Below are 19931 nucleotides of genomic sequence, written 5' to 3' on the forward strand. Positions count from 1 at the left end.
CTACGCCCCCTCGAAGACCGGACTGAGGAAGCGGCGCTCATAGCGGCGGATGCACCGCGTCCTGCGCGCGAAGTCGAACGCCTCGACGCACTCCGGGTCGGTCTTCGAGGCCGTCCGGTAGACCTCGTACTCCGTGAGGGAAGGGAAGGTGAACAGGGCGAAGGCCTCGTCGCTGTCGCCTTCGCTCGGCAGGAAGTAGCCGTGGTGGGTGCCGCCGTGCTTCTCCACGAGCCGGATCCAGGTGCGCCCGTACTCGGTGAAGTCATCCAGCTTGTCGGGGTCGATCTCGTAACGCAGATGAACGGTGATCATGCGGATGATCTTTCCAGATCGGTCCGGATGTCGCAGAGCCCGGACACTACGCTGAGCACGTGACGAACGCGCGCGATATGGTCCACATCCCGGGCGGCACCTTCCTGATGGGGTCAGACGACTTCTATCCCGACGAGCGCCCGGCGCACCGGCGTGAGGTCGCGTCGTTCTTCATCGACCGCCACCAGGTGACGAACGCACAGTACGCCGAGTTCGTCGACGCCACCGGGTACGTCACCGTCGCCGAGCGCGAGCTCGATCCTGCTGCGTTCCCCGGCGCCGATCCCGCCGATCTCGTGCCGGGCGCGATGGTGTTCACACCGACCTCCGGGCCGACGAACCTGGGCGATTGGCGCAATTGGTGGCGCTGGCAGCCCGGCGCGTACTGGCGTCGTCCGTTCGGCCCCGACTCGACGATCGACGATCGCCTGCAGCATCCGGTCGTGCATGTCGCGTTCGAAGACGCGGTCGCCTACGCCGACTGGGTGGGGATGCGGCTGCCCGCCGAAGCCGAGCACGAGTACGCGGCACGCGGGGGAGTGGACGGCGCCCCCTTCGCCTGGGGCGACGAGGCCTACCCGGGCGGCATCGCCCAGGCGAACTCGTGGCTCGGACGTTTCCCCTACGACAACCAGGGCGTGGGAGGCACGGCGCCGGTCGGCTCGTACCCCCCGAACGGCTACGGCCTCTACGACATGATCGCGAACGTCTGGGAGTGGACGACCGACTTCTACACCCCTCGGCACATCCGCCTCTCCGACACCCCCGTCGACGCCGGCAAGCGCACCAACCTGCTCGCCGTCGCCAGCGCGCAGGAGGGTTTCCCCGACATCCCGCGCCGCGTGCTCAAGGGTGGGTCGCACCTCTGCTCACCGGACTACTGCCTGCGCTTCCGCCCGGCTGCGCGCTCGCCGCAGGCCGAGGACACCGGTATGTCGCACATCGGATTCCGTCTCACCCGCTCCGAGTGAGGCGCCCTGCGCGCAGCTGCGAGAAGGTGCTTGGCTTCGAGCGAGGGCGATCGCCCCGTCTCACGCGTCGAAGCAAGGAGTCGTCATGGCTGACAAGCCCAACATCCTCATCATCTGGGGCGATGACATCGGCATCAGCAACCTGAGCACGTACTCCGACGGCCTCATGGGCTATCGGACGCCGAACATCGACCGTATCGCCGACGAGGGTGTGAAATTCACCGACTACTACGGCGAGCAGAGCTGCACCGCCGGGCGTGCGGCCTTCATCACCGGCCAGAACCCGTATCGCACCGGACTCACCAAGGTCGGGATGCCGGGGGCGAAGCTGGGTCTGCAACCCGAAGACCCCACGATCGCCGACGCGCTCAAGCACCACGGCTACGCGACCGGGCAGTTCGGCAAGAACCACCTCGGTGACCGTGACGAGCATCTGCCGACCGCGCACGGCTTCGACGAGTTCTTCGGCAACCTGTACCACCTCAATGCCGAGGAGGAGCCGGAGCACCCCGACTATCCGACCGACGAGGAATTCCCGGGCTTCAGTGAGAAGTTCCGCCCGCGGGGTGTGCTCCACTCGTGGGCGAACGAGGACGGCACCCAGCGGATCGAGGACACCGGTCCGTTGACGAAGAAGCGCATGGAGACCGTCGACGAGGAGTTCCGCGATGCGGCCGCCGACTTCATCCGCGCCCAGGCCGAGGATGACACGCCCTTCTTCGTCTGGTTCAACTCGACGCACATGCACTTCCGCACCCACACCAAGGAGGAGAGCAAGGGGCGGGCCGGGCGTTGGCAGTCCAACTATCACGACACGATGCTCGACCACGATGACGTCGTGGGGAGCCTGCTCGACCTTCTCGACGAGCTCGGGCTCGCCGAGAACACGATCGTCATGTACTCCACCGACAACGGCCCGCACATGAACAGCTGGCCGGATGCGGGTATGACCCCGTTCCGCAATGAGAAGAACTCCAACTGGGAGGGCGCGTACCGCGTGCCCGCGATGGTCCGCTGGCCCGGACACATCCCCGCCGGTACGACGCTCAACGGCATCGTGAGCCACAACGATTGGTTCGTCACGCTGTTGGCCGCCGTCGGAGACACCGATATCGCCGAGCGGTTGAAGGCGGGAACCGAGCTGCACGGCACGGACTTCACGGTGCACCTGGACGGGAACAACCAGCTGGACTACATCACGGGTGCCGTCGAGCACAGCCCACGTCGACACTTCTTCTACGTCTCGGACGACGGCGACCTCACGGCGCTGCGCTTCGAGAACTGGAAGCTCGTGTTCCTCGAGCAGCGTGCCGTGGGAACGCTGCAGGTGTGGCAGGAGCCCTACATCGAGCTGCGCTTCCCGAAGCTGTTCAACCTCCGCACCGATCCATACGAGCGCGCCGACATCACATCGAACACCTATTGGGATTGGGTGCTCGACCACGTCTTCCTGTTCGTCCCGGCACAGGCGTACGTCGCGCGGATGCTGCAGACGCTCGTCGAGTTCCCGGCACGGCAGGAATCGGCGTCGTTCACGATCAACCAGGTGATGGCGAAGCTGGAGTCGACGGCCGGCAACTCCTGACGAATCTGGGCCGGTCGGCCCGAGCCGGTCGCGTGGGCCCGTCACTCTGAGGGTGGCGGGCTCCGTGCGGTGACGAGCTGTCCGGCGCAGGAGCGCACCCGCTCAGTCTCGGGGCGGGCCCGACGACTGACGGATGATGAGCTCGTGCGCGGTCTCGATCGTCCGTGCCTCGTCGCTCGCGGGGCGGAGGATGAGGGAGACGGCGTGCTGGCCCATCTCGAACATCGGGATACGCGCGGTGGTGAGGGCGGGGGCCACGTCCGCGGCGACGGCGATGTCGTCGAAGCCCACGACCGACATCTCGTCGGGTACCCGGATGCCGTGCTGCCGCAGCTCGCTGAGGATGCCGATCGCCATCGCGTCGTTGAGGCCGACGATGGCGGTGACGTCGCGGTCGAGGAGCTCGCGGGCGCCTTCGATGCCGCCCTCGCGGGTGAATGCCTTGGACACCACCGTCAGCTCGACGCCGGTGTCGTCCGTGCCCTCACGCAGGCCCGCGATACGGTCGGCGACCGTGTTGAGGTCGAGTGGACCGGCGACGACGCCGATCCGGCGGTGTCCCCGTTCCGCGAGGTGCCGTCCGACGGAGACTCCGGCGCGCTGGTTGTCGGGCAGTACGGCATCGACCGGCAGGTGGTGGCGACCGATGACCGCGACACGGCCGCCGGCCAGGGTGAAGTCCAGCAGCGCCTCGGTCATCCCCTGTTCGCGATCCGGATCGGCGTATCCCGATCCGGCGATGATGATCGACCCCACGCGTTGGCGCAGCAGCGACTTCACCTGCGCGAGCTCGCTGTCGGGCGTGCGGTCGGCCTGGGCGATCTGCACCGAACGGTTCTCGAGAGCCGCGCTGCGGATCACACCGCTCGCGATGTCGGAGAAGTAGGGGTCGCCGATCTCGTGCACCACGAGGCCGATCGTCGGTACGAGCCCCCCGGCGAGGCCCCGTGCGTGCATGTTGGGTTCGTATCCCAGCTGCGTCGCGATCCCGCGTACATGCGCGGCCACCTCCGGAGAGATTCCGGAGCCGCCGGTCATGGCTCGTGACGCGCTCGCGAGCGAGACCCCGGCGGCTTCGGCCACATCGATGAGTCGTGGCGCCCCTTCACGCTTCACGAAACCTCCCCCATGGAGCAAGATCAACGCTGATTGCGCGGAAGGTTGCTCTTCGTTCTTCGGTCCCACTATAGTGGCGGAAGCGCTTACGAAAGCGCTTTCGCTACGATGACGTAGGAGACTCGGATGACTGCACCCAGATACGGTCGACGGATCGCTGCAGCGATCGGAACGCTGTCGATCGCCGCGCTCACGGTTTCGGCCTGCTCGGCGACCGGCGATCAAACCGAGGGGGGTGGCTCCGACGATCCGATCGTCATCGGCATCTCGCTGCCGCTCACGGGAGACTTCTCGGAGCCGGGCAAAGGCGTCGAGCGCGGTTACGAAGCCTGGCGCGACATCGTCAATGAGAACGGCGGCCTCCTGGGCCGACAGGTCGAACTGAAGATCCTCGACGACCAGTCCAACGCCGACCGGGTCGTCTCCGACTACGAATCGTTGATCGCGCAGGACGGGGTCGACCTCGTCTTCGGTCCGTTCTCCACGCGTCTCGTCGTTCCCTCCGCCCGCGTCGCGCAGGAGTACGGGATGCTCTTCGTCGAGCCGGCCGGTGCCGCGGAGGAAGTCTTCGATCAGGGCTTCGACAACCTCTTCTACGCCGCTCCCGCCATCGCGAACGACCACTACAACAACCTCGCCGACTACCTGCTCGCGCTCCCGGAGGGCGAACGCCCGGAGACGGCAGCCGTCGCCTCGATGGACGACCCGTTCGCGCAGGGCACGGCCTACGGCCTCAGGGACAAGCTCGAGGATGCCGGCGTCGAGATCCTCGTGAACGAGGTGTACCCGCCGAACACCACCGACTTCTCCACCATCGCGGCGAAGATCGCGCAGTCGAACGCCGACATCGTGATCGGCGGCACGCAGTATCAGGACGCCGTCAACCTGATCATCGCGCTGCAGCAGCTCAACTATCAGCCGGAGCTCGCCGCATTCTCCACCGCTCCGACCAACCCCGAGTTCGCCGCCGCCATCGGCGGTGCGACCGAGGGCATCCTCGCCCCCACCGGGTACTCGCCGAAGTCGCAGTTCCCCAGCAACATCGAGTTCGTCGAGAAGTACACCGAGATGCACGGCAATCCGCCGTCGGAGGACGAGGCCAACGCCTACACGACCGGTCAGGTCGTCGCCGCTGCGGTGGAAGCCGTCGGCTGTGCCGAGCAGGGCGAGTGCCAGCAGGAGCTCATCGACTGGCTGCGCGACAACGAGGTCGAGACCGTCGTCGGTCCGCTCAGCTGGGATGAGACCGGCAAGCCCACCGGCGCCCACCTCATCCAGCAGTGGATCGACGGCGAGATCCTGATCGTCCTCCCCGAGGACGTCAAGGAAGCCGACTTCCTCTTCCCGAAGCCGACGTGGTGATCCACCCGTGAGTGGAGCACTGCTGCTGCAAAGCCTGATCCTCGGCGTCCTGCTGGGAGGGCTCTACGCCCTCCTGGCGGCCGGGCTCACGCTGTACTTCGGGATCATGCGCGTCGTCATGATCGCGCACTCGGCCTTCCTCATCCTGGCCGCTTACCTCGCGTGGTGGTTCAACCGGGAGACGGGCATCGATCCGCTCGTCTCGCTCATCGTCACCGTGCCCCTGTTCTTCGTGACCGGTGTCGTGATGCAGCGGCTGCTCGTCTCGCGACTCAAGCCGTTGACCCTGACCATGATGTCGGTGCTGCTCACCTTCGCCGTCGCGCTGATCATCGAGGGAGCTCTCGGGTTCTTCTTCACGGGGACCCAGCGCCGCATCCCGCTGCCGTACGCCAGCGCGAGCCTCGACTTCTTCGGCGCACAGGTGCCGGTGGTCAAGCTCATCGCGTTCGGCCTCGCGGCCGTGGCCCTCGCGCTCCTGTTCGTGCTGCTCAAGTACACGAAGTTCGGTCAGGCGCTGCGGGCGACGATCCAGCATCCCGAGGCTGCGCGGCTCGTCGGCATCAACACCGATCGAGTCGCCGGGTACGGATTCGGACTCGGGCTCGCCACCGCGGCGATCGGCGGCACCGCGCTCTCGCTCGACGCCACGATCTACCCCTCCCTGCACTGGCACTGGATCGGACCGCTCATGGCGATCATCGTCGTGGGCGGACTCGGCAGCATCCCCGGTGCCGCCATCGCGGCTCTCATCCTCGGAGTCGCGCAGAGCCTGCTCCAGCTTCCGCTGGGGCCGACGTGGGCGCAGACGGTGTTCTACGTCGCGCTCTTCGCCACGCTCATGTTCCGTCCGCAAGGTTTCTTCGGAGGTCGTCTTGCCCAGCGTTTCTAGCAGAGAGCCGATCGCCACCGAGACGGTCGTGATCGCGCCACCCGCCCCTGTGCGTCGCCCCTCCACGAAGTGGGTGGGCATCGTCCTCCTGATCGTCGGGGTCGCGCTCGTGCTCTCCTTCCCGACCATCGCCCCGAACCCGTACATCCTCTCGGCGGGCGTCGTGATCCTCAACTACGCCGTGTTGTCGACGGGGTGGAACTTCATGGGCGGATTCACGGGCTACATCTCCCTCGGGCATGCCGCGTACTTCGGGCTCGGCGCCTACGGCACCGGACTGCTGATCAAGTTCCTCGACCTTCCCGGGTTCGTGGCCTGGATCCTCGCCGCCGTGCTCGTCGTGATCATCGCGATCCCGATCGGCATCGCCGCCCTCCGGGTGCGCGGAGCGTCGTTCGTGATCGTCTCCATCGCCTTCGTGCTGATCATGCTGCTGGTGTTCCAGAGCTGGCGTGACGTGACCGGCGGATCCGAGGGACTGAACGTGCCACGTCCGTTCGACGTGCTGCGGCCGGAGCACCACCGCATCTTCTACTATCTGTTCGCCGGGCTGCTGGCCGCAGCTCTCGTGGCGTGGTGGATCATCGACCGGTCCAAGTTCGGAACGGCGCTCAAGTCGATCCGCGAGGACGAGGACAAGGCACAGGCGCTCGGGGTGCCGACCACGCGGTACAAGCTCATCGCCTACGTGCTCTCGGCGCTGTTCGTCGCGCTCGGCGGCGGACTCTACGCGCTGTGGTTCGGCGATCTCGACCCGATCTTCCAGTTCTCGATCCTGATCGGCTCGTACATGGTGCTGATGGCGTTGCTCGGCGGGGTGCGGAATCTCTTCGGCCCGCTGCTCGGGGCCGTCGTCGTCGGCATCGCGCTCGAGTACTTCAAGCTCGAGTTCGGCGACACCCAGTTCCACCTCATCGCCACCGGCATCCTGCTCGGCATCGTCGTGCTCTTCATGCCCGACGGCATCATCCCGGCCGTGAAGGGGCTCTTCACCCGGAAGTCCCACGCGGCGTCGATCCGTGAGGTGACGGCCGGCGAACTGCTCGAACAGAACAAGACCCGAACAGCGGATGCCCCGACGAAGGAGACCTCGTCATGAACGCCCCCACCGCACAGTCCACGACGCTGGAGAGCCTGAGCACCGTCTCGATGACCAAGTCCTTCGGCGGCGTCACAGCGGTCGACGGCGCCACGGTCACATTCCAGGAGGGCAAGGTCAACGGCCTGATCGGGCCGAACGGCTCGGGCAAGACCACCTTCTTCAACTGCGTGACCGGCATGATCAAGCCGGACTCGGGAGAGGTGCGCTACCGGGGGCAGGCGATCACCCGCAAGTCGCCTGACCGCATCGCCCGCGCCGGGATCGGACGCAGCTTCCAGCTGTGCCGGGTGTTCCCGCGCATGACGGTGATGGAGAACCTGCTCGTCGCGGTACGCAGTCCGAGCGTCTGGCATCAGCTCCGATCGGCAGCCGACCCGGACGAGTTGGAACGGGCGCGGGGATGGCTGCGACGCGTCGGCATCGACCACCTCGAGCACGCCGAGGCGCGCAACCTCAGCTACGGCCAGCAGAAGCTGCTGGAGCTCGCGGGGGTGCTCATGGCCGAACCCGACACGATCATGCTCGACGAGCCGGCGGGAGGCGTGAACCCCGCGCTCATCGGACGCATCGCCACCCTGGTGCGCGAGCTCAACGACGAGGGCAAGACGTTCATCATCGTCGAGCACAACATGGAGATGGTCATGAGCCTGTGCGACCACGTCGTGGTGTTCGACCGCGGGCGTCAGATCGCCGAGGGGACCCCGGCGATCATCCAGCAAGACCCCCGAGTCCTGGAGGCCTACCTTGGAGTCTGAAGCGAAGAATCTGCTCGAGCTGCGCGACATCGAGGCGGGCTACGGCCGTGCGGCGCTCGTGCTGCGCGGTCTCACCGTCGAAGTGCCGCCCGGGTCGGTGGTCTGCCTCGTGGGCCCCAACGGGGCCGGCAAGTCGACCGTGCTCAAGGTGGCCAGCGGCATGCTCAAGCCCCGGTCGGGGACGATCGAGGTCGACGGCCGAGACATCACGGGGGAGGGGCCGCAGTCGATGCTGCGTCACGGGCTCGCGCACGTGCTGCAGGGACACAGCGTGTTCCGCGAGATGACGGTCGGTGAGAACGTGATGCTCGGCGCCTTCACGCTCAAGGATCAGAAGGTCATCCAGGAGCGCGTCGAGTTCGTGCAGAACCTCTTCCCCATCGTGGGGGAGCGGTGGAAGCAGCTCGCCGGCCTGCTCTCGGGCGGCCAGCAGAAGCAGGTCGAGTTCGCACGGTCGCTCATGGTCAGCCCCAAGGTCGTGCTCCTCGACGAGCCGTCGATGGGTCTCGACCCCAAGACCACCGAGAAGGTGTTCGAGCAGATCGTGCGCATGCGCGATGCGGGCACCGCCGTCCTGCTCGTCGAGCAGAACGCCCGGCGCGCGCTGGAGACCGCCGACATCGGGTGCGTCCTCGACCTCGGCCGGGTGCACATCTCGGGTCCGGCATCCGAGCTCCTGGCCGATCCGACCCTCGCCGCGCTGTATCTCGGCGGCAAGCCCGCCGTCCCCGACGCGGGATGAAACCCGGGCGGGAGGAGGCAGCGACGGCCTCCTCCCGCCTTTCCCGTCCATCCGGCGAAAGCGCTTCCGAAAGCGTTTATGCCCCGAACTGCAGTACCGCTCGAGCCTTCTCCGCTGCAGTGCCGGCCCGGAGAGGGGCACGACCATCGGCACGACACCACACGACGACGACGTTGAGAGGTTTCTGATGCACGAACGAATCATGCGAACCGCGAGCTCGAGCTCCCGATCGGTCGCACCGCCTCCTCGATCCTTCGGCATACGACGAACGGGTGCGGTCGTCGCCGCGGCCGCCGTGGTCGGAGCGCTGCTGACCACGAGCCCTGCTGTCGCGGCGGAGCCGTTCACCGAACTCGTCGACTTCGAGGCCTACGAGCGCGTCGCACTGAACGGGCAGGACGGATGGACGTCGTCCGCGGCTCCCCGTGTGATCGCCGATCCGCTCAACGGTAACAACCAGGTCGTCGAGTCCGTCGGCGGCGGTCAGCAGTCGTATCGCGCGATCCCGGCCATCGCCGAGGGCACCACCGGCACGCTGTTCTTCCGCTTCCTGCGCACCGGCAGCGTCGACACCTCCTTCGGGGTGACCGATGTGGATGCGCCGAACGACTACGCGCACAGCCGCGCCTATGTGAACAACCAGAACGACGACGTGCTGCGCGTGCGCGACGGCGGGTCGTTCGCGCCGGCGGGCGTGTGGTCGAAGGACGCCTGGCAGTGCGTGTGGATCGTCGCCGACAACGCGGCCGACAAGGTCACCGTGTACAGCCAGGGCGGCGCATACGAGCAGCAGACCCGCCTCCCCGAGGGCGCCGAGCAGCAGTTCGGTTTCCGCCAGGCGGTGAACGGCGCGCTCGACCGATTCTTCTGGAAGAACGGCGCCACGAGCACGGGTCGCCTCCTGCTCGACGACGTGGCCGTCGACAACACGGGCGAGAACCTCGCGATCGCGACGGGCAACCCGGGCGACTGCGCACCGGGCGGCACGGCGAACGAGCCGCTGCTGAACCCGCTGCCCGACCCGGGAATGGCCGACCTCGGCATCGAGGTGACCGAGCTCGCGCAGCTGCCCGCGTCGCAGACGACGCCGGCCACGCAGGACCCGCGCCTCGTGCGCCACAACCGCATCACGCACCTCGACGAGGTGCCGGACGACTCCGGCCGGCTGATGGTGCCCGACAACAACGACATCCTCTACCTGGTCGACAAGGAATCGGGCGAATACGTCCCATACCTCAACGTCCGGAACGAGTTCATCGACAACTTCCACAACAGTGCAGGGCTCGGGACGGGCCTCGGCTCCGCGGAGTTCCACCCCGACTTCGCCGAGAACGGGCTGTTCTACACCGTCCACACCGAGGGCGGCACGGCGCTGACCGAAGACACCCCGGACTTCCCGGCGTTCGGCACCACCGCGTTCCACAGCGTGATCACCGAGTGGAAGGCCGACGACCCGTCGGCGGAGACCTTCGCCGGAACGCACCGCGAAGTCATGCGCATCCCGTTCGCGGGTCGTGTGCACACCGTGCAGCAGATCGCGTTCAACCCGACGGTGTCGGAGGGCGATGCCGATTACGGCAACCTCTACATCCTGGTCGGAGACGGCGGCAACGGTGTCGGCAACGGCAACCCGCAGGATCTGGCCACACCACAGGGCAAGATCCTGCGCGTGAACCCCACGGGCGACGACAGCGAGAACGGCGAGTACGGCGTCCCGTCCGACAACCCGTTCGTGGACGAGGCGGATGCCCTGCCGGAGATCTACGCGGTGGGCATGCGCGACCCGCACCGCATCAGCTGGGACACCGAGGGCGACCACACCATGTATCTCGCGCACATCGGCGAGTGGCAGGTCGAGTCGATCTACGCCGTCGAACCAGGAGACAACTTCGGCTGGTCGGTGCGGGAGGGTTCCTTCCTCGCCGAGAACCGGCAGATCTTCCAGCTGCCGAAGGACGATGCCGAGAACGGCTTCACCTACCCGGTGGCCGCCTACGATCACAATCGCGACCCCGGCCAGACCGGTGATGCGGGAGTGGCCGTGAATGGCGGATTCGTCTATCGCGGTGAGATCCCCGAACTCCAGGGGCGCTACCTCTTCACCGATCTGGTGCGCGGTTGGGTGCTGTCCACGGATGCCGAGGAGATGGTGCGCAACGACGGCGACATCGACGACCTCGCCACGATCGAGGAACTGCGGGTCTTCGCCGACGGTGAGGAGACCACGTTCCAGAAGCTGGTCGGCGACAAACGCGTCGACCTGCGGTTCGGCTCCGACGCCGACGGCGAGCTCTACCTCGTCTCCAAGGCGAACGGCAAGATCTGGAAGGTCACAGGGGCGCGGACGGTCGATGAGCCGACCAACCCGTTCGTCCTTCCGGCGCTCGCCCCGAACGTGGTCACGCACCATGACTTCGACCACCCGGACGCGGCGACGCCGACGATCGAGGTCGATCAGGGGCGCTCCGGCACCGATATCTCGCTGATCAACGGCGGGGTCGAGATGCGGGTCGCGGACCGCGCCTATCCCGGTGCGGGAGAGGCCCTGCAGACACAGCAGATGAGTCCGCGGACCACGTCGAACGACGACTGGAAGGCGGGCATCTACGACGCGGACGGCGTCGATTCGCTCGGCGCGTTCGCCGACACCGACAAGGCCGCCGTCATGGGGTGGTTCAAGCCGACCGGCGATCACCCGGCCCCGAACTCGGGCACGGCGAACCCCGACGACGTGTACAACGCGATCGGTCTCGCGGGCGTGCTCACCGGTACCTCCGACGGTCACGCGGTGCGGGCGCTGCTCGAGGTCATCACGGTCGACGGCGAGCTCAAGCTCGTGGCGCTCGGGCGTCGAGTCGACGGCGCAGGTTCGTGGACGTTCGCGGCCGACCTGCCGTGGAACGAGATCCTCAAGAAGGGGCAGTGGGTTCACCTCGCGGCGACCTTCGACTTCGCGGCGGGCGAGATGAAGCTGTTCATGAACGGCGAGGAGCTCGCGGGGAAGTACACCGCGGCGAACCCGTGGGGTGGAGGAGCCACGTCCGACACCGCACCGGCCGGCATCAAGATCGGCGGCAGCTTCCCGCAGAACACGAAGGAGGCCAATCCGTTCAACGGGCGGATGGACGACATCATGCTGCTCGACACGGTGCCGACGGCCGAGCAGGTCGCGGCGCAGTATGCGCTGTACGCCGTGCCGCCGGTCCAACCGCCGACGCCGCCGACCTGCACACCGGACGGCGAGGTCATCACCGACGTGATGGAGGAGGGCGACTGGGCGCCGCGGACACCGGCCAAGTGGGACTTCCCCGGTGACCAGATCGTGCTCACCGAGGCGGGCACCAACCCGAACGACGGGATCCGCCGGCCGTTCGAGTACGCCGTGCTCACCGAGGGGCCGGAGCTCGGCTCGTTCGATCTCACCGGCGAGGTGCGCCTCGACGAGAAGGCCTCCGTGAACAACCGCGACGTGATCATCGTGTTCGGCTGGAAGTCGGACACGGAGTACTACTACGCACACCTCTCGCAGGACAACTCGATCTACCCGCACAACGGCATCTTCAAGGTGAACAAGGCGGATCGGGAGCGGATCGACGATCAGTGGGACGGCGCGATCGGTGCTCCACCGGCGGTCACGGACGAGGAATGGCACGACGTGCGTGTGGTCCGCTGTGTCGACAGCGGCGACATCGCCGTCTACGTGGACGGCCTCGACACCCCGCTGATGACCGCGAACGACACGACGTTCCCCGAGGGCCGGGTGGGCTTCGGCTCCTTCGACAACTTCGGACGCCTGCGCGACCTCTCGATCACCGCGGCGGCCGTGGACACCACGGCGCCCGCGGTGACGGTCAAGAGCGGTGCGGAGTTCACGGTCGGACGGGACGGCGTCTACAGCAGGGCATCATTCCAGCTCCAGGATGTCGGGATGATCGATCGGCTGACGCTGAACGGGGTGCCGAAGGACCTCACGGACGCGGTCTGGTCGGACCTCAACGGTGTCGTCCCCGGCGCGTTCGGGGCGGTCGAGGGGGAGAACACCCTGGTCGTGTACGACGTGGCCGGCAACGCCACCACCGTGCGATTCACCCTCGACGTCACCGGTCCCGCGGTCACCGTCAAAGGCGGTGGAGCGTTCACCGTCGGTGCGGACGGCTCGTACGGCCTGGTGTCGTACAAGCTCAACGACGCGGGCAGGGTGGATCGGCTGGTCCTGAACGGGGTGGGGAAAGACCTGACGGACAACGTCTGGTCAGACCTCAACTTCGTGAAGCCGGGAGCGTTCGGAGCCGTCGCCGGGGCGAACACTCTGATCGTGTACGACGTGGCGGGCAATGCCACGACCGTCCCGTTCACCCTGACGGGTGGTTCGCCGTGACGAGCGCCGCAGGATAGTCCGCCCTCGCGGGGCGCGGGGCGAGGTCTCGCGCCCCGCCAGGGCGGTGCCGGGCGGTGCGTGGAGGAGGAGGTTGCCGGGGGCAGTGCTTCCACGGGGGAATCCCCGGGAGCTTCCCTCGATACGATTGCCGTTCCCCCTTTTCGCACGGCAGACGAGGACGGTTCCGCGTGGCGGCTCGGCAATCAGGAACCGCGGACCCATCGGGCAGCCCCGTTTCCGCCTCGCGCTACATCCTCCGCTCGAGGCTGTTGCGCGGCGTGTTCGTCAGCCTCGTCATCTCCGGAATCGGGATCTCGGTCACGATCCCGCAGATCACCCTGTTCCTCGTGGGGGAACTCCATCTCTCGACGGCGCAGGCCGGCCTCTACTTCCTGACCAACCTCACCGCTCCGATCGCCGGGTATCTCGTGGGCTCGCTGTCGGACCGCGCCGGCTCGCGACTGCTGGTCTTCCGCCTGTCCGCGCTCGCCGGATTCGTCGGCTGGGTCCTGATGGCGGTCGCGATGCAGGCATGGATGCCGTTCGCCATCAACATGCTCCTGCTGAGCACGGCCGGTGCCGGTGCTGCCCAGCTTCAGGCCGCGGTGAGAGATGAACTGAATCGGAGCCCCACACCGGCGGACAACGAAGTCGTCGCGGTGATGCGGATGGCCATGGCGTTCGGGTGGATCGTCGGCCCGGTCATCGGCGCCGTGCTCGGAGCGGTCATCGGACTGCGTCCTCTCCTTCTCGTCACCGGGCTCTGCGTGCTGCTCTCACTGGTCCCGCTGATCGGCGTGAAGACCGATACGGGGGCCGCGCGCAGGGCGCTGTCGACGCCGATCCGCGAGCCCGGTGCCGCCGCGCCGGCCTCGGCAGCGCCGTCGGCACCGCACCCGCGCTCCATGATGCCGCTGCTCGTCTTCACGGCGATCTACGTGCTCATCATGTGCGGCGAAACGGTCAAGCTCGCCTATCTGCCTCTGTACATGGACGGCGAGCTCGCGGTCGACGCCGGAGTTCGCGGCGCGATCATCGGCTTCCAACCTCTCGTCGAACTCCTTCTGATGCCGTTCGCCGCACGGCTGGCGACGCGATTCGGTCTCGCGCGCGTCCTGTTCGCGGGCGCCCTGATGGCGGTCGCCGCGCACGTCTCCTACGCTTCGGCCGGTCAGATCTTCCCCCACCTCGTCCCTCTCATCGTGGGACAGGTGCTCATGGCGGGTGTGATCGCAACATTCGGCGTGCTGGGCATCACGGTGGCGCAGCGACTGGTTCCGGCTCGCGTGGGGATGGCGACCAGCGTCTTCATGAGCTCCTATGCGATCAACGCCGCCGTCGGCGGTTTCGTGGGAAGCCTCGGTTCCCTGTGGCTGGGACTGCCGCAGCTCTTCTGGATTCCTGCCGTGATCTCGGCTGTCGGTGGCGTCGCCCTGATCGTCCTCAACAGGTGCGTGCCGCTGGATCCTCCTGACCGCAGTCCCTGACAGTGCGCGGAGCTACCCGGAGTACGGACGCACGCAGGTGTCCTGCGCCGCGCTCTGCCCGTCGACGTTCGCCGGCAGGCTCTCGGGCTGCGTCTCGGTGCCGGGCTGCGCCTCGGTTCCGGGCGTCGTCGCTCCTTCGGACGGCGAGGCGACCGGCGGGGTGGCCAGCTCGCTGCCGCGGCCGGTGTGGTCGGCGCTGATGTCCACCGTCTCGCCCGAGGTCACCCGCTCCATCAGCGCGGCCGCTGCCAGCTCATCGGGGACGACACGATCGCCCGCCGGAAGGTGCGGATAGGAGACGAACGCGAGGTTCTCGAGGGGGAGGTCGCTGAAGACCTTCGCCATCGACGCGAGAGTGCCGAGGTCGGCGAGCGGCGTGGACAGCGTCATGTTCCTGGTCGCCGCATCGGCGATCCCGTAGAGCTTCACCGGATCCGTCAAGGTGGACCGATCGCGGAGCGTGCGCACCAGAGAGGAGAGGAACACCTGCTGCGTCGAGATGCGGGCGAGATCGCTCCCGTCGCCGATGCCGTAGCGGGAGCGCAGGAGCGCCAGAGCCTGTTCTCCGCTGAGGTCGTAGGTACCGGCTTCGGGGATCTCCAAGCCGGAGTGCCGATCGTGTACCGGACCGGCGAAGCAGATGGGCACGCCGCCGACCGCGTCGGAAGCGTCGATCACCCCGGTGAAGCTGATCTCCGCCGCGTAGGCGAGATCGATCCCGGTGAGTGCCGTGACCGTGGAGGCGACGCACCCCAGTCCGCCGCGGGCGAGGGACTCGTTGAACTGCACCCGGTGACCGGCATCCCAGGTCTTCCCGGAGTCGGGGTCGGTGCATGCGGGCATGTCGACGAGCAGATCGCGCGGGAAGGAGATCACGGTCGCCGCGTCGTGCGACTCGTTCACGTGCAGCAGCAGCGTCACGTCGTTCCTGCTGCCTTCGACGTCGCCGCCCTCACCGTACTGTGCCCCCTGCCCTGCGCGACCGTCGGAACCGACGAGCAGTACGTCGAACTCGCCGTCGAAATCCGCGACGACGGGTGGCTCGTCCGTGCGTACGGGGTGCAGCTCGACCGTGGTGACGTTCTGCGACAACCGGATCGCCGCGACCGCGGCCGTTCCTCCGCCGATGACCAGGACGGCGATTGCGGTGAGGGTGAGGAAGCGCCGCAGGCGTCTCCGGCGCTGTCCGCTCGGAGACGCCTGTCTGTGCGGAGAAGGGGACGGGGGAAGACTCATGGACACGACCTCTCGACATCGGCGAACGGCCAGTGTCGAGGAGGAATGTCACACGAGTGTCACACGCGGGGCATGGTCACACGGAACGTCGCCCCGGGCGACAGGACCAGGAGTGTGAGGTCTCCGCCGAGGAGCCGTGCGTTGTCGCGGGCGATCGCGAGACCGAGCCCCGTTCCCACCCCGTCGGGGCGCGAACGGTCGGTGGTGACGAAGCGGTCGAACACCCGCTCCGCGTCGGCCTCGGCGATGCCGGGGCCCTGGTCGCCGACGTCGATGTGCACCGCGTCCCCGTCTTCGTGCACCCGGACGGTGAGGGGTGGTCGCCCGTGCCTGGAGGCGTTCGTGAGCAGGTTCGCCACCACGGTGTGCAGCCGGGCGGGGTCGGTGTGGATGCGGAGATCGGGGGAGACCGACACCTCGACGTGATCGACCCCTGTCGCGTCGATCACGTCGTCCAGCAGATCGGGGAGAGAGACGGTCGTGCGGTGCACGCGCGCGACCCCGGCGTCGAGGCGGGAGAGTTCGAGCAGGTGCTCGATCAGCGAATGCAGGCGGCGGGTTCCGGTGCGTACGACCGCGGCGGCGACCGCCCGCTCCTCCGCCGTCGTCTGCTCGTCGTCGTCGAGGAGTTCGTCGACCGCCATCATCGACGTGAGGGGCGTGCGCAGCTCATGGGCGACATCGCTGACGAGCCGTCGGGACTCCGCTTCCCGGCGCTGCAGCTGCGCGATGGTGGCCCCCAACTGTTCGGAGGAGAGACGAAGAGCGTCGGCCACCCGGTCGACGTCGTCGAACGACGGTTTCCACGCCGGTGGCCCCTCGCCGGACCCGACCGCCTGCGCGGTGTCGACCAGACGGCGGAGCGGGCGTGTCAACGCTCCGCCGAGCAGGCGTTCGAGCAGCACGACGAGCACCACCACGCCGCCGCTCAGGAGCGCCCCGGAGATGACGAGCTCCCGCACCTGCTCCCGCTGCGGCTCCATCGAGTACGCCGTGACCACGGCGAGTCGGGCGCTCGGGTCCTGGGGGAGATCGTCCCGCACCACGGAGACGAAGAAGACATCGCGCCCTTCGAGCGTGGTCATCAGCGACGTCAGGTCTCCGGAGCGACGGGTGTCGTCGATGGCGAGCGCGTCCGGCACCTGGTCCGGCCGGAGCTCGCCAGCGCTCCGGCCGCTGTCGAGGTCGATGATGACCGTCTCGCCGGGAAGGATCTCGGCGTAGTACTTCCAGGTGTCCTCGGGGGACCCGGTGGAGATGGACGTGAACAGGGCGTCCGCGGTGGTCGAGAACTCGTCGAGCAGCCCCTGTTGCCGGGATTCGTAGACGATCCGTCCCGCGGTGAGCACCACGACCCCGGTGACGAGGACCGACACCGCGATCGTGCTGCCCACGAGGGCGAGCGCGATCGCCGCACGGAGGGTGGGGCGACGACGACGTGCGGTCATCGCAGCCGGTACCCGATCCCGCGGATGGTCTCCAGCTGCGGCGTCGAGACGTTCGCTGCGGTCAGTTTGGCACGCAGCCGCTGGATGGCGGTGTCCACGACCCGCGGGGTGTCGGGCGGGGACTGCGCCCAGACCGCGTCGATCAGTCGGGAGCGGCTCAGAGCGTGTCCGTCGTTCAGGGCCAGCTCGTGGAGGAGCCGGAACTCGGTGGCGCTCAGCGGGAGGGGCTCCCCGTCGGCCAGCGCCTCGGCGGAGTCCTCGTGCAGTTCGAGCGACCCGACACGCAGGGGCTCCACGGTGAGGCGGGAGCTGCGACGCAGAACCGTCCGCAGGCGTGCTTCGAGCACGGCCACGCTGACGGGCTTGGCGATGTAGTCGTCGGCTCCGGCGTCGAGGCCGACGACGACGTCTGCATCCTCGTCTCGCGCGGTGAGCATCACGGTCGGGAAGCCCCATCGGGTGCGGATCTCTCGGCACAGCGCGAACCCGTCGCCGTCCGGGAGCATGACGTCGATGATCGCGACATCAGGGACGATGAGTTCGGCGAGCCGGCGGGCCGAGGCGACATCCTCGGCTGTATCGACGGTGTGACCCCGGCGTCGCAGAGCGGTCGTGAAACCGAGGCGGATCTCCGCATCGTCGTCCACGAGCATGACCTTCATCAGGCGCCCACCTCCTCGGCCATCGTGCGCTTGCGATGATAGACGGGCGCGCCCGTGCACATGCTCCATGCCCGCGGTCGCACGCGCCGCAGGAGATCGCACGCGGCGCAGGAGGCCGTCAGGCGGACCGGCTACCCTCGTGGCATGCGCCGAATCGTGGTCCTCCCCTTCGTCCTCGCTGCCGGACTCGCCGCCGGGCTCCTCGCCGGGTGCTCGCAGGTGACGCAGATGGCCGGCGACGCCGTGGGCATCGATGTGCAGGCCACCTGCACGACGATCGACGACGCCTACGGGAAGTACCAGTCGCTGCTCGACCAGGGTGAGGTCTCGGCGGAGCAGGCCGATGCCGCCCGCGATGAGCTCGTCTCATCGCTCGAGGGGCTCGCGGCGAACGTCGACGGCCAGCTGGGAGACCTCATCCGCTCGGGTGCCACGCAGATCGGCGGCATGACAGACCTGCAGGCTCCCGAGACGGTCGAGGCGATCGAGCAGCTCAAGGACTCGGCCTCGGCGTTCTGCGGCTGATCCTCCGGCCTGTGAGACGATGCCGGAGATGAGCACTGCGGTTGAAGACGAGCTCCGCGTCCTGCGGGCCCGCGCCTATGGTCCGACGGCGGACATCGAGAACGACCCGGCCGCGCTCCGGCGCCTCCAGCAGCTGGAAGCGATGCGGCAGCCGAAGCCCGCGGTGACCGATGCCGTCATCCCCGTTCCCGACGTCGAGCAGCTCGGGCGGGCCGCCCGAAACCGATCGGCCGACTCCGCTCGGCACGAGACATGGCCGGGAGAAGGCACGCCGGAGCCGGAGGGGGATGCGCTCGACGTGTTCGCCGACGCCCCCGCCGATGTTCCCGCCGATCCGTCGGATCCGGTCGCACCGAAGGAGGAACCGGCGGAGCGCATGGCGGCCTGGTTCTCGGAGCGCACGACCACGGTCCTGTGGTGGGTCGCGATCGTGGCTGCTGCCGCGATCTCGGCGGCCGTCACCTTCGCTCTCGTGAAGATCGCTCCCGTCGCCGTCTCCTCCGGAGCGCCGCAGATCGCCACCCTCGAACCCACGTCGGCCCTGCAGATCCCGGCAGGGTGGATGGGGGCCGGCCCGAGTTCCGCCGTGTTCGACTTCTATGGCCTGGCTCTGATGGAGACCACGGGAGGGTATGGCGGCGGGGGCATCGGAAGCGAGTGCTTCACCGTCGCCCGCGCCGACCAGGTTCCGAAAGCGGAGGAGTTCGACGCCTCCTCGAGCTGGAGCTATGACGGACCCATCTACACCGGCTGCGCCGTCGGCACGTTCCCCGCGACCGTCGAGGTCCCGTTCGACAGCAGCGCGCCGAAGGAACTCAGCGAACGGTTCCCCTCGGGAACGGCGCTGCAGTTCGTGTACGACGGCGAGCGCGTCGGGGTCTTCCTCGACAGCGAGGGAGCAGACCGCTAGGCGACGACCGGATCCCGGTCGTCGGACGTGCCGGCTGTCACCGAGGCGCGCTGCCGTTCGGCGTACTGCGTGCCCCACCGTGTCAGTTCGACGAGCAGCGGCGTCGCGGTCGTGCCGAGTTCGCTGAGGCGATACTCGACCTTCGGCGGCACCTGCCGGTACACCGTGCGGGTGATGAGTCCGTCCTCCTCCAGCTCGCGCAGCTGGCGGGTGAGCACGCGCGCGGTGGGGTTCTCCAAGAGGCGCCCGAGTTCTCCGAACCGCAGCACCTCGTGCTCGCCGAGAAGCGTGAGGATGCTCGGCTTCCAGGCCCCGCCGAGGACCGCTATCGACACCTCGGCGTCGCATGACTCCGACCAGTCGCGCACGATCCGCTCGGTCTTCTCCCTCATCGCACCCTCCTCGTGCCGGTCGCCCATAGTATCCACTGTGTCAGTACGTGACAGGA

General features: G+C 67.9%; 17 protein-coding genes. 11 read left to right on the forward strand and 6 right to left on the reverse strand.

What is annotated here, in order from left to right; genetic code table 11:
- Positions 1-312: an NIPSNAP family protein gene (locus B2869_RS13400; RefSeq protein ID WP_292767500.1), complete on the reverse strand. Its 312-nt coding sequence runs from the start codon at positions 310-312 to the stop codon at positions 1-3.
- Between the two features lie 77 nt (positions 313-389).
- Between B2869_RS13400 and B2869_RS13405 the strand changes: the two genes are divergently transcribed.
- Positions 390-1283, forward strand: a complete 894-nt coding sequence (locus B2869_RS13405; RefSeq protein WP_292767617.1) for a formylglycine-generating enzyme family protein — start codon at positions 390-392, stop codon at positions 1281-1283.
- Positions 1284-1368: 85 nt separating this feature from the next.
- Positions 1369-2868: an arylsulfatase gene (locus B2869_RS13410; RefSeq protein ID WP_021201276.1), complete on the forward strand. Its 1500-nt coding sequence runs from the start codon at positions 1369-1371 to the stop codon at positions 2866-2868.
- Positions 2869-2970: 102 nt separating this feature from the next.
- Here the strand turns inward: B2869_RS13410 and B2869_RS13415 are convergent, their stop codons facing one another.
- On the reverse strand, positions 2971-3984 hold the full coding sequence (locus B2869_RS13415) for a LacI family DNA-binding transcriptional regulator (protein ID WP_292767503.1): 1014 nt from the start codon (positions 3982-3984) through the stop codon (positions 2971-2973).
- 126 nt (positions 3985-4110) lie between these two features.
- Between B2869_RS13415 and B2869_RS13420 the strand changes: the two genes are divergently transcribed.
- The 7 genes from B2869_RS13420 to B2869_RS13450 all read left to right on the forward strand — a co-directional run bounded on the left by B2869_RS13420 (position 4111) and on the right by B2869_RS13450 (position 14702).
- Positions 4111-5346 carry an amino acid ABC transporter substrate-binding protein gene (locus B2869_RS13420; protein WP_292767506.1) on the forward strand — a complete coding sequence of 412 codons (1236 nt, stop codon included), beginning with the start codon at positions 4111-4113 and terminating at the stop codon, positions 5344-5346.
- 7 nt (positions 5347-5353) lie between these two features.
- The gene (locus B2869_RS13425; RefSeq protein WP_292767509.1) at positions 5354-6238 is read left to right on the forward strand and encodes a branched-chain amino acid ABC transporter permease; all 885 of its coding nucleotides are present in this window, start codon (positions 5354-5356) and stop codon (positions 6236-6238) included.
- Entirely contained in the window at positions 6222-7337 is a 1116-nt protein-coding gene (locus B2869_RS13430; RefSeq protein WP_292767512.1) for a branched-chain amino acid ABC transporter permease, read from the forward strand. Before B2869_RS13425 ends, B2869_RS13430 begins: the two co-directional genes overlap by 17 nt.
- A complete protein-coding gene (locus tag B2869_RS13435; RefSeq protein WP_029267597.1) occupies positions 7334-8095 on the forward strand; it encodes an ABC transporter ATP-binding protein in 762 nt (253 codons plus the stop codon). Before B2869_RS13430 ends, B2869_RS13435 begins: the two co-directional genes overlap by 4 nt.
- Positions 8085-8837, forward strand: coding sequence for an ABC transporter ATP-binding protein (locus tag B2869_RS13440; RefSeq protein WP_029259912.1), 753 nt, complete (start codon positions 8085-8087; stop codon positions 8835-8837). Before B2869_RS13435 ends, B2869_RS13440 begins: the two co-directional genes overlap by 11 nt.
- A 202-nt stretch (positions 8838-9039) precedes the next feature.
- Positions 9040-13215 carry a PQQ-dependent sugar dehydrogenase gene (locus B2869_RS13445; protein WP_292767519.1) on the forward strand — a complete coding sequence of 1392 codons (4176 nt, stop codon included), beginning with the start codon at positions 9040-9042 and terminating at the stop codon, positions 13213-13215.
- A gap of 278 nt (positions 13216-13493) precedes the next feature.
- Positions 13494-14702 carry an MFS transporter gene (locus tag B2869_RS13450; protein WP_292767521.1) on the forward strand — a complete coding sequence of 403 codons (1209 nt, stop codon included), beginning with the start codon at positions 13494-13496 and terminating at the stop codon, positions 14700-14702.
- A gap of 12 nt (positions 14703-14714) precedes the next feature.
- Here B2869_RS13450 and B2869_RS13455 read toward each other — a convergent pair whose 3' ends face one another.
- The 3 genes from B2869_RS13455 to B2869_RS13465 are packed head-to-tail and all read right to left on the reverse strand — an operon-like array spanning position 14715 to position 18048.
- Positions 14715-15938 (reverse strand): LCP family protein, encoded by a 1224-nt coding sequence (locus B2869_RS13455; protein WP_292767524.1) that lies wholly within the window; start codon positions 15936-15938, stop codon positions 14715-14717.
- A gap of 59 nt (positions 15939-15997) precedes the next feature.
- Positions 15998-17386: a sensor histidine kinase gene (locus B2869_RS13460; protein ID WP_292767527.1), complete on the reverse strand. Its 1389-nt coding sequence runs from the start codon at positions 17384-17386 to the stop codon at positions 15998-16000.
- Positions 17383-18048 carry a response regulator transcription factor gene (locus B2869_RS13465; RefSeq protein ID WP_292767530.1) on the reverse strand — a complete coding sequence of 222 codons (666 nt, stop codon included), beginning with the start codon at positions 18046-18048 and terminating at the stop codon, positions 17383-17385. Before B2869_RS13465 ends, B2869_RS13460 begins: the two co-directional genes overlap by 4 nt.
- Before the next feature lie 144 nt (positions 18049-18192).
- Between B2869_RS13465 and B2869_RS13470 the strand changes: the two genes are divergently transcribed.
- The gene (locus B2869_RS13470) at positions 18193-18573 is read left to right on the forward strand and encodes a hypothetical protein (RefSeq protein ID WP_292767533.1); all 381 of its coding nucleotides are present in this window, start codon (positions 18193-18195) and stop codon (positions 18571-18573) included.
- Between the two features lie 28 nt (positions 18574-18601).
- On the forward strand, positions 18602-19483 hold the full coding sequence (locus tag B2869_RS13475; RefSeq protein ID WP_292767536.1) for a hypothetical protein: 882 nt from the start codon (positions 18602-18604) through the stop codon (positions 19481-19483).
- On the opposite strand, the gene B2869_RS13480 is transcribed toward B2869_RS13475, so the two are convergent.
- Positions 19480-19875, reverse strand: coding sequence for a winged helix-turn-helix transcriptional regulator (locus tag B2869_RS13480; protein ID WP_029267580.1), 396 nt, complete (start codon positions 19873-19875; stop codon positions 19480-19482). The genes B2869_RS13475 and B2869_RS13480 overlap by 4 nt on opposite strands.
- Positions 19876-19931: the final 56 nt, after the last annotated feature.

The sequence above is a fragment of the Microbacterium sp. UBA3486 genome, from assembly GCF_002377845.1.
GTDB lineage: Bacteria > Actinomycetota > Actinomycetes > Actinomycetales > Microbacteriaceae > Microbacterium > Microbacterium maritypicum_A.

Coding starts and splice junctions, on each gene's coding strand:
- B2869_RS13400 (WP_292767500.1), bottom strand. CDS start 312: ATGATCACCGTTCATCTGCGTTACGAGATCGACCCCGACAAGCTGGAT.
- B2869_RS13405 (WP_292767617.1), top strand. CDS start 390: ATGGTCCACATCCCGGGCGGCACCTTCCTGATGGGGTCAGACGACTTC.
- B2869_RS13410 (WP_021201276.1), top strand. CDS start 1,369: ATGGCTGACAAGCCCAACATCCTCATCATCTGGGGCGATGACATCGGC.
- B2869_RS13420 (WP_292767506.1), top strand. CDS start 4,111: ATGACTGCACCCAGATACGGTCGACGGATCGCTGCAGCGATCGGAACG.
- B2869_RS13435 (WP_029267597.1), top strand. CDS start 7,334: ATGAACGCCCCCACCGCACAGTCCACGACGCTGGAGAGCCTGAGCACC.
- B2869_RS13445 (WP_292767519.1), top strand. CDS start 9,040: ATGCGAACCGCGAGCTCGAGCTCCCGATCGGTCGCACCGCCTCCTCGA.
- B2869_RS13455 (WP_292767524.1), bottom strand. CDS start 15,938: ATGAGTCTTCCCCCGTCCCCTTCTCCGCACAGACAGGCGTCTCCGAGC.
- B2869_RS13460 (WP_292767527.1), bottom strand. CDS start 17,386: ATGACCGCACGTCGTCGTCGCCCCACCCTCCGTGCGGCGATCGCGCTC.
- B2869_RS13465 (WP_292767530.1), bottom strand. CDS start 18,048: ATGAAGGTCATGCTCGTGGACGACGATGCGGAGATCCGCCTCGGTTTC.
- B2869_RS13470 (WP_292767533.1), top strand. CDS start 18,193: ATGCGCCGAATCGTGGTCCTCCCCTTCGTCCTCGCTGCCGGACTCGCC.
- B2869_RS13475 (WP_292767536.1), top strand. CDS start 18,602: ATGAGCACTGCGGTTGAAGACGAGCTCCGCGTCCTGCGGGCCCGCGCC.
- B2869_RS13480 (WP_029267580.1), bottom strand. CDS start 19,875: ATGAGGGAGAAGACCGAGCGGATCGTGCGCGACTGGTCGGAGTCATGC.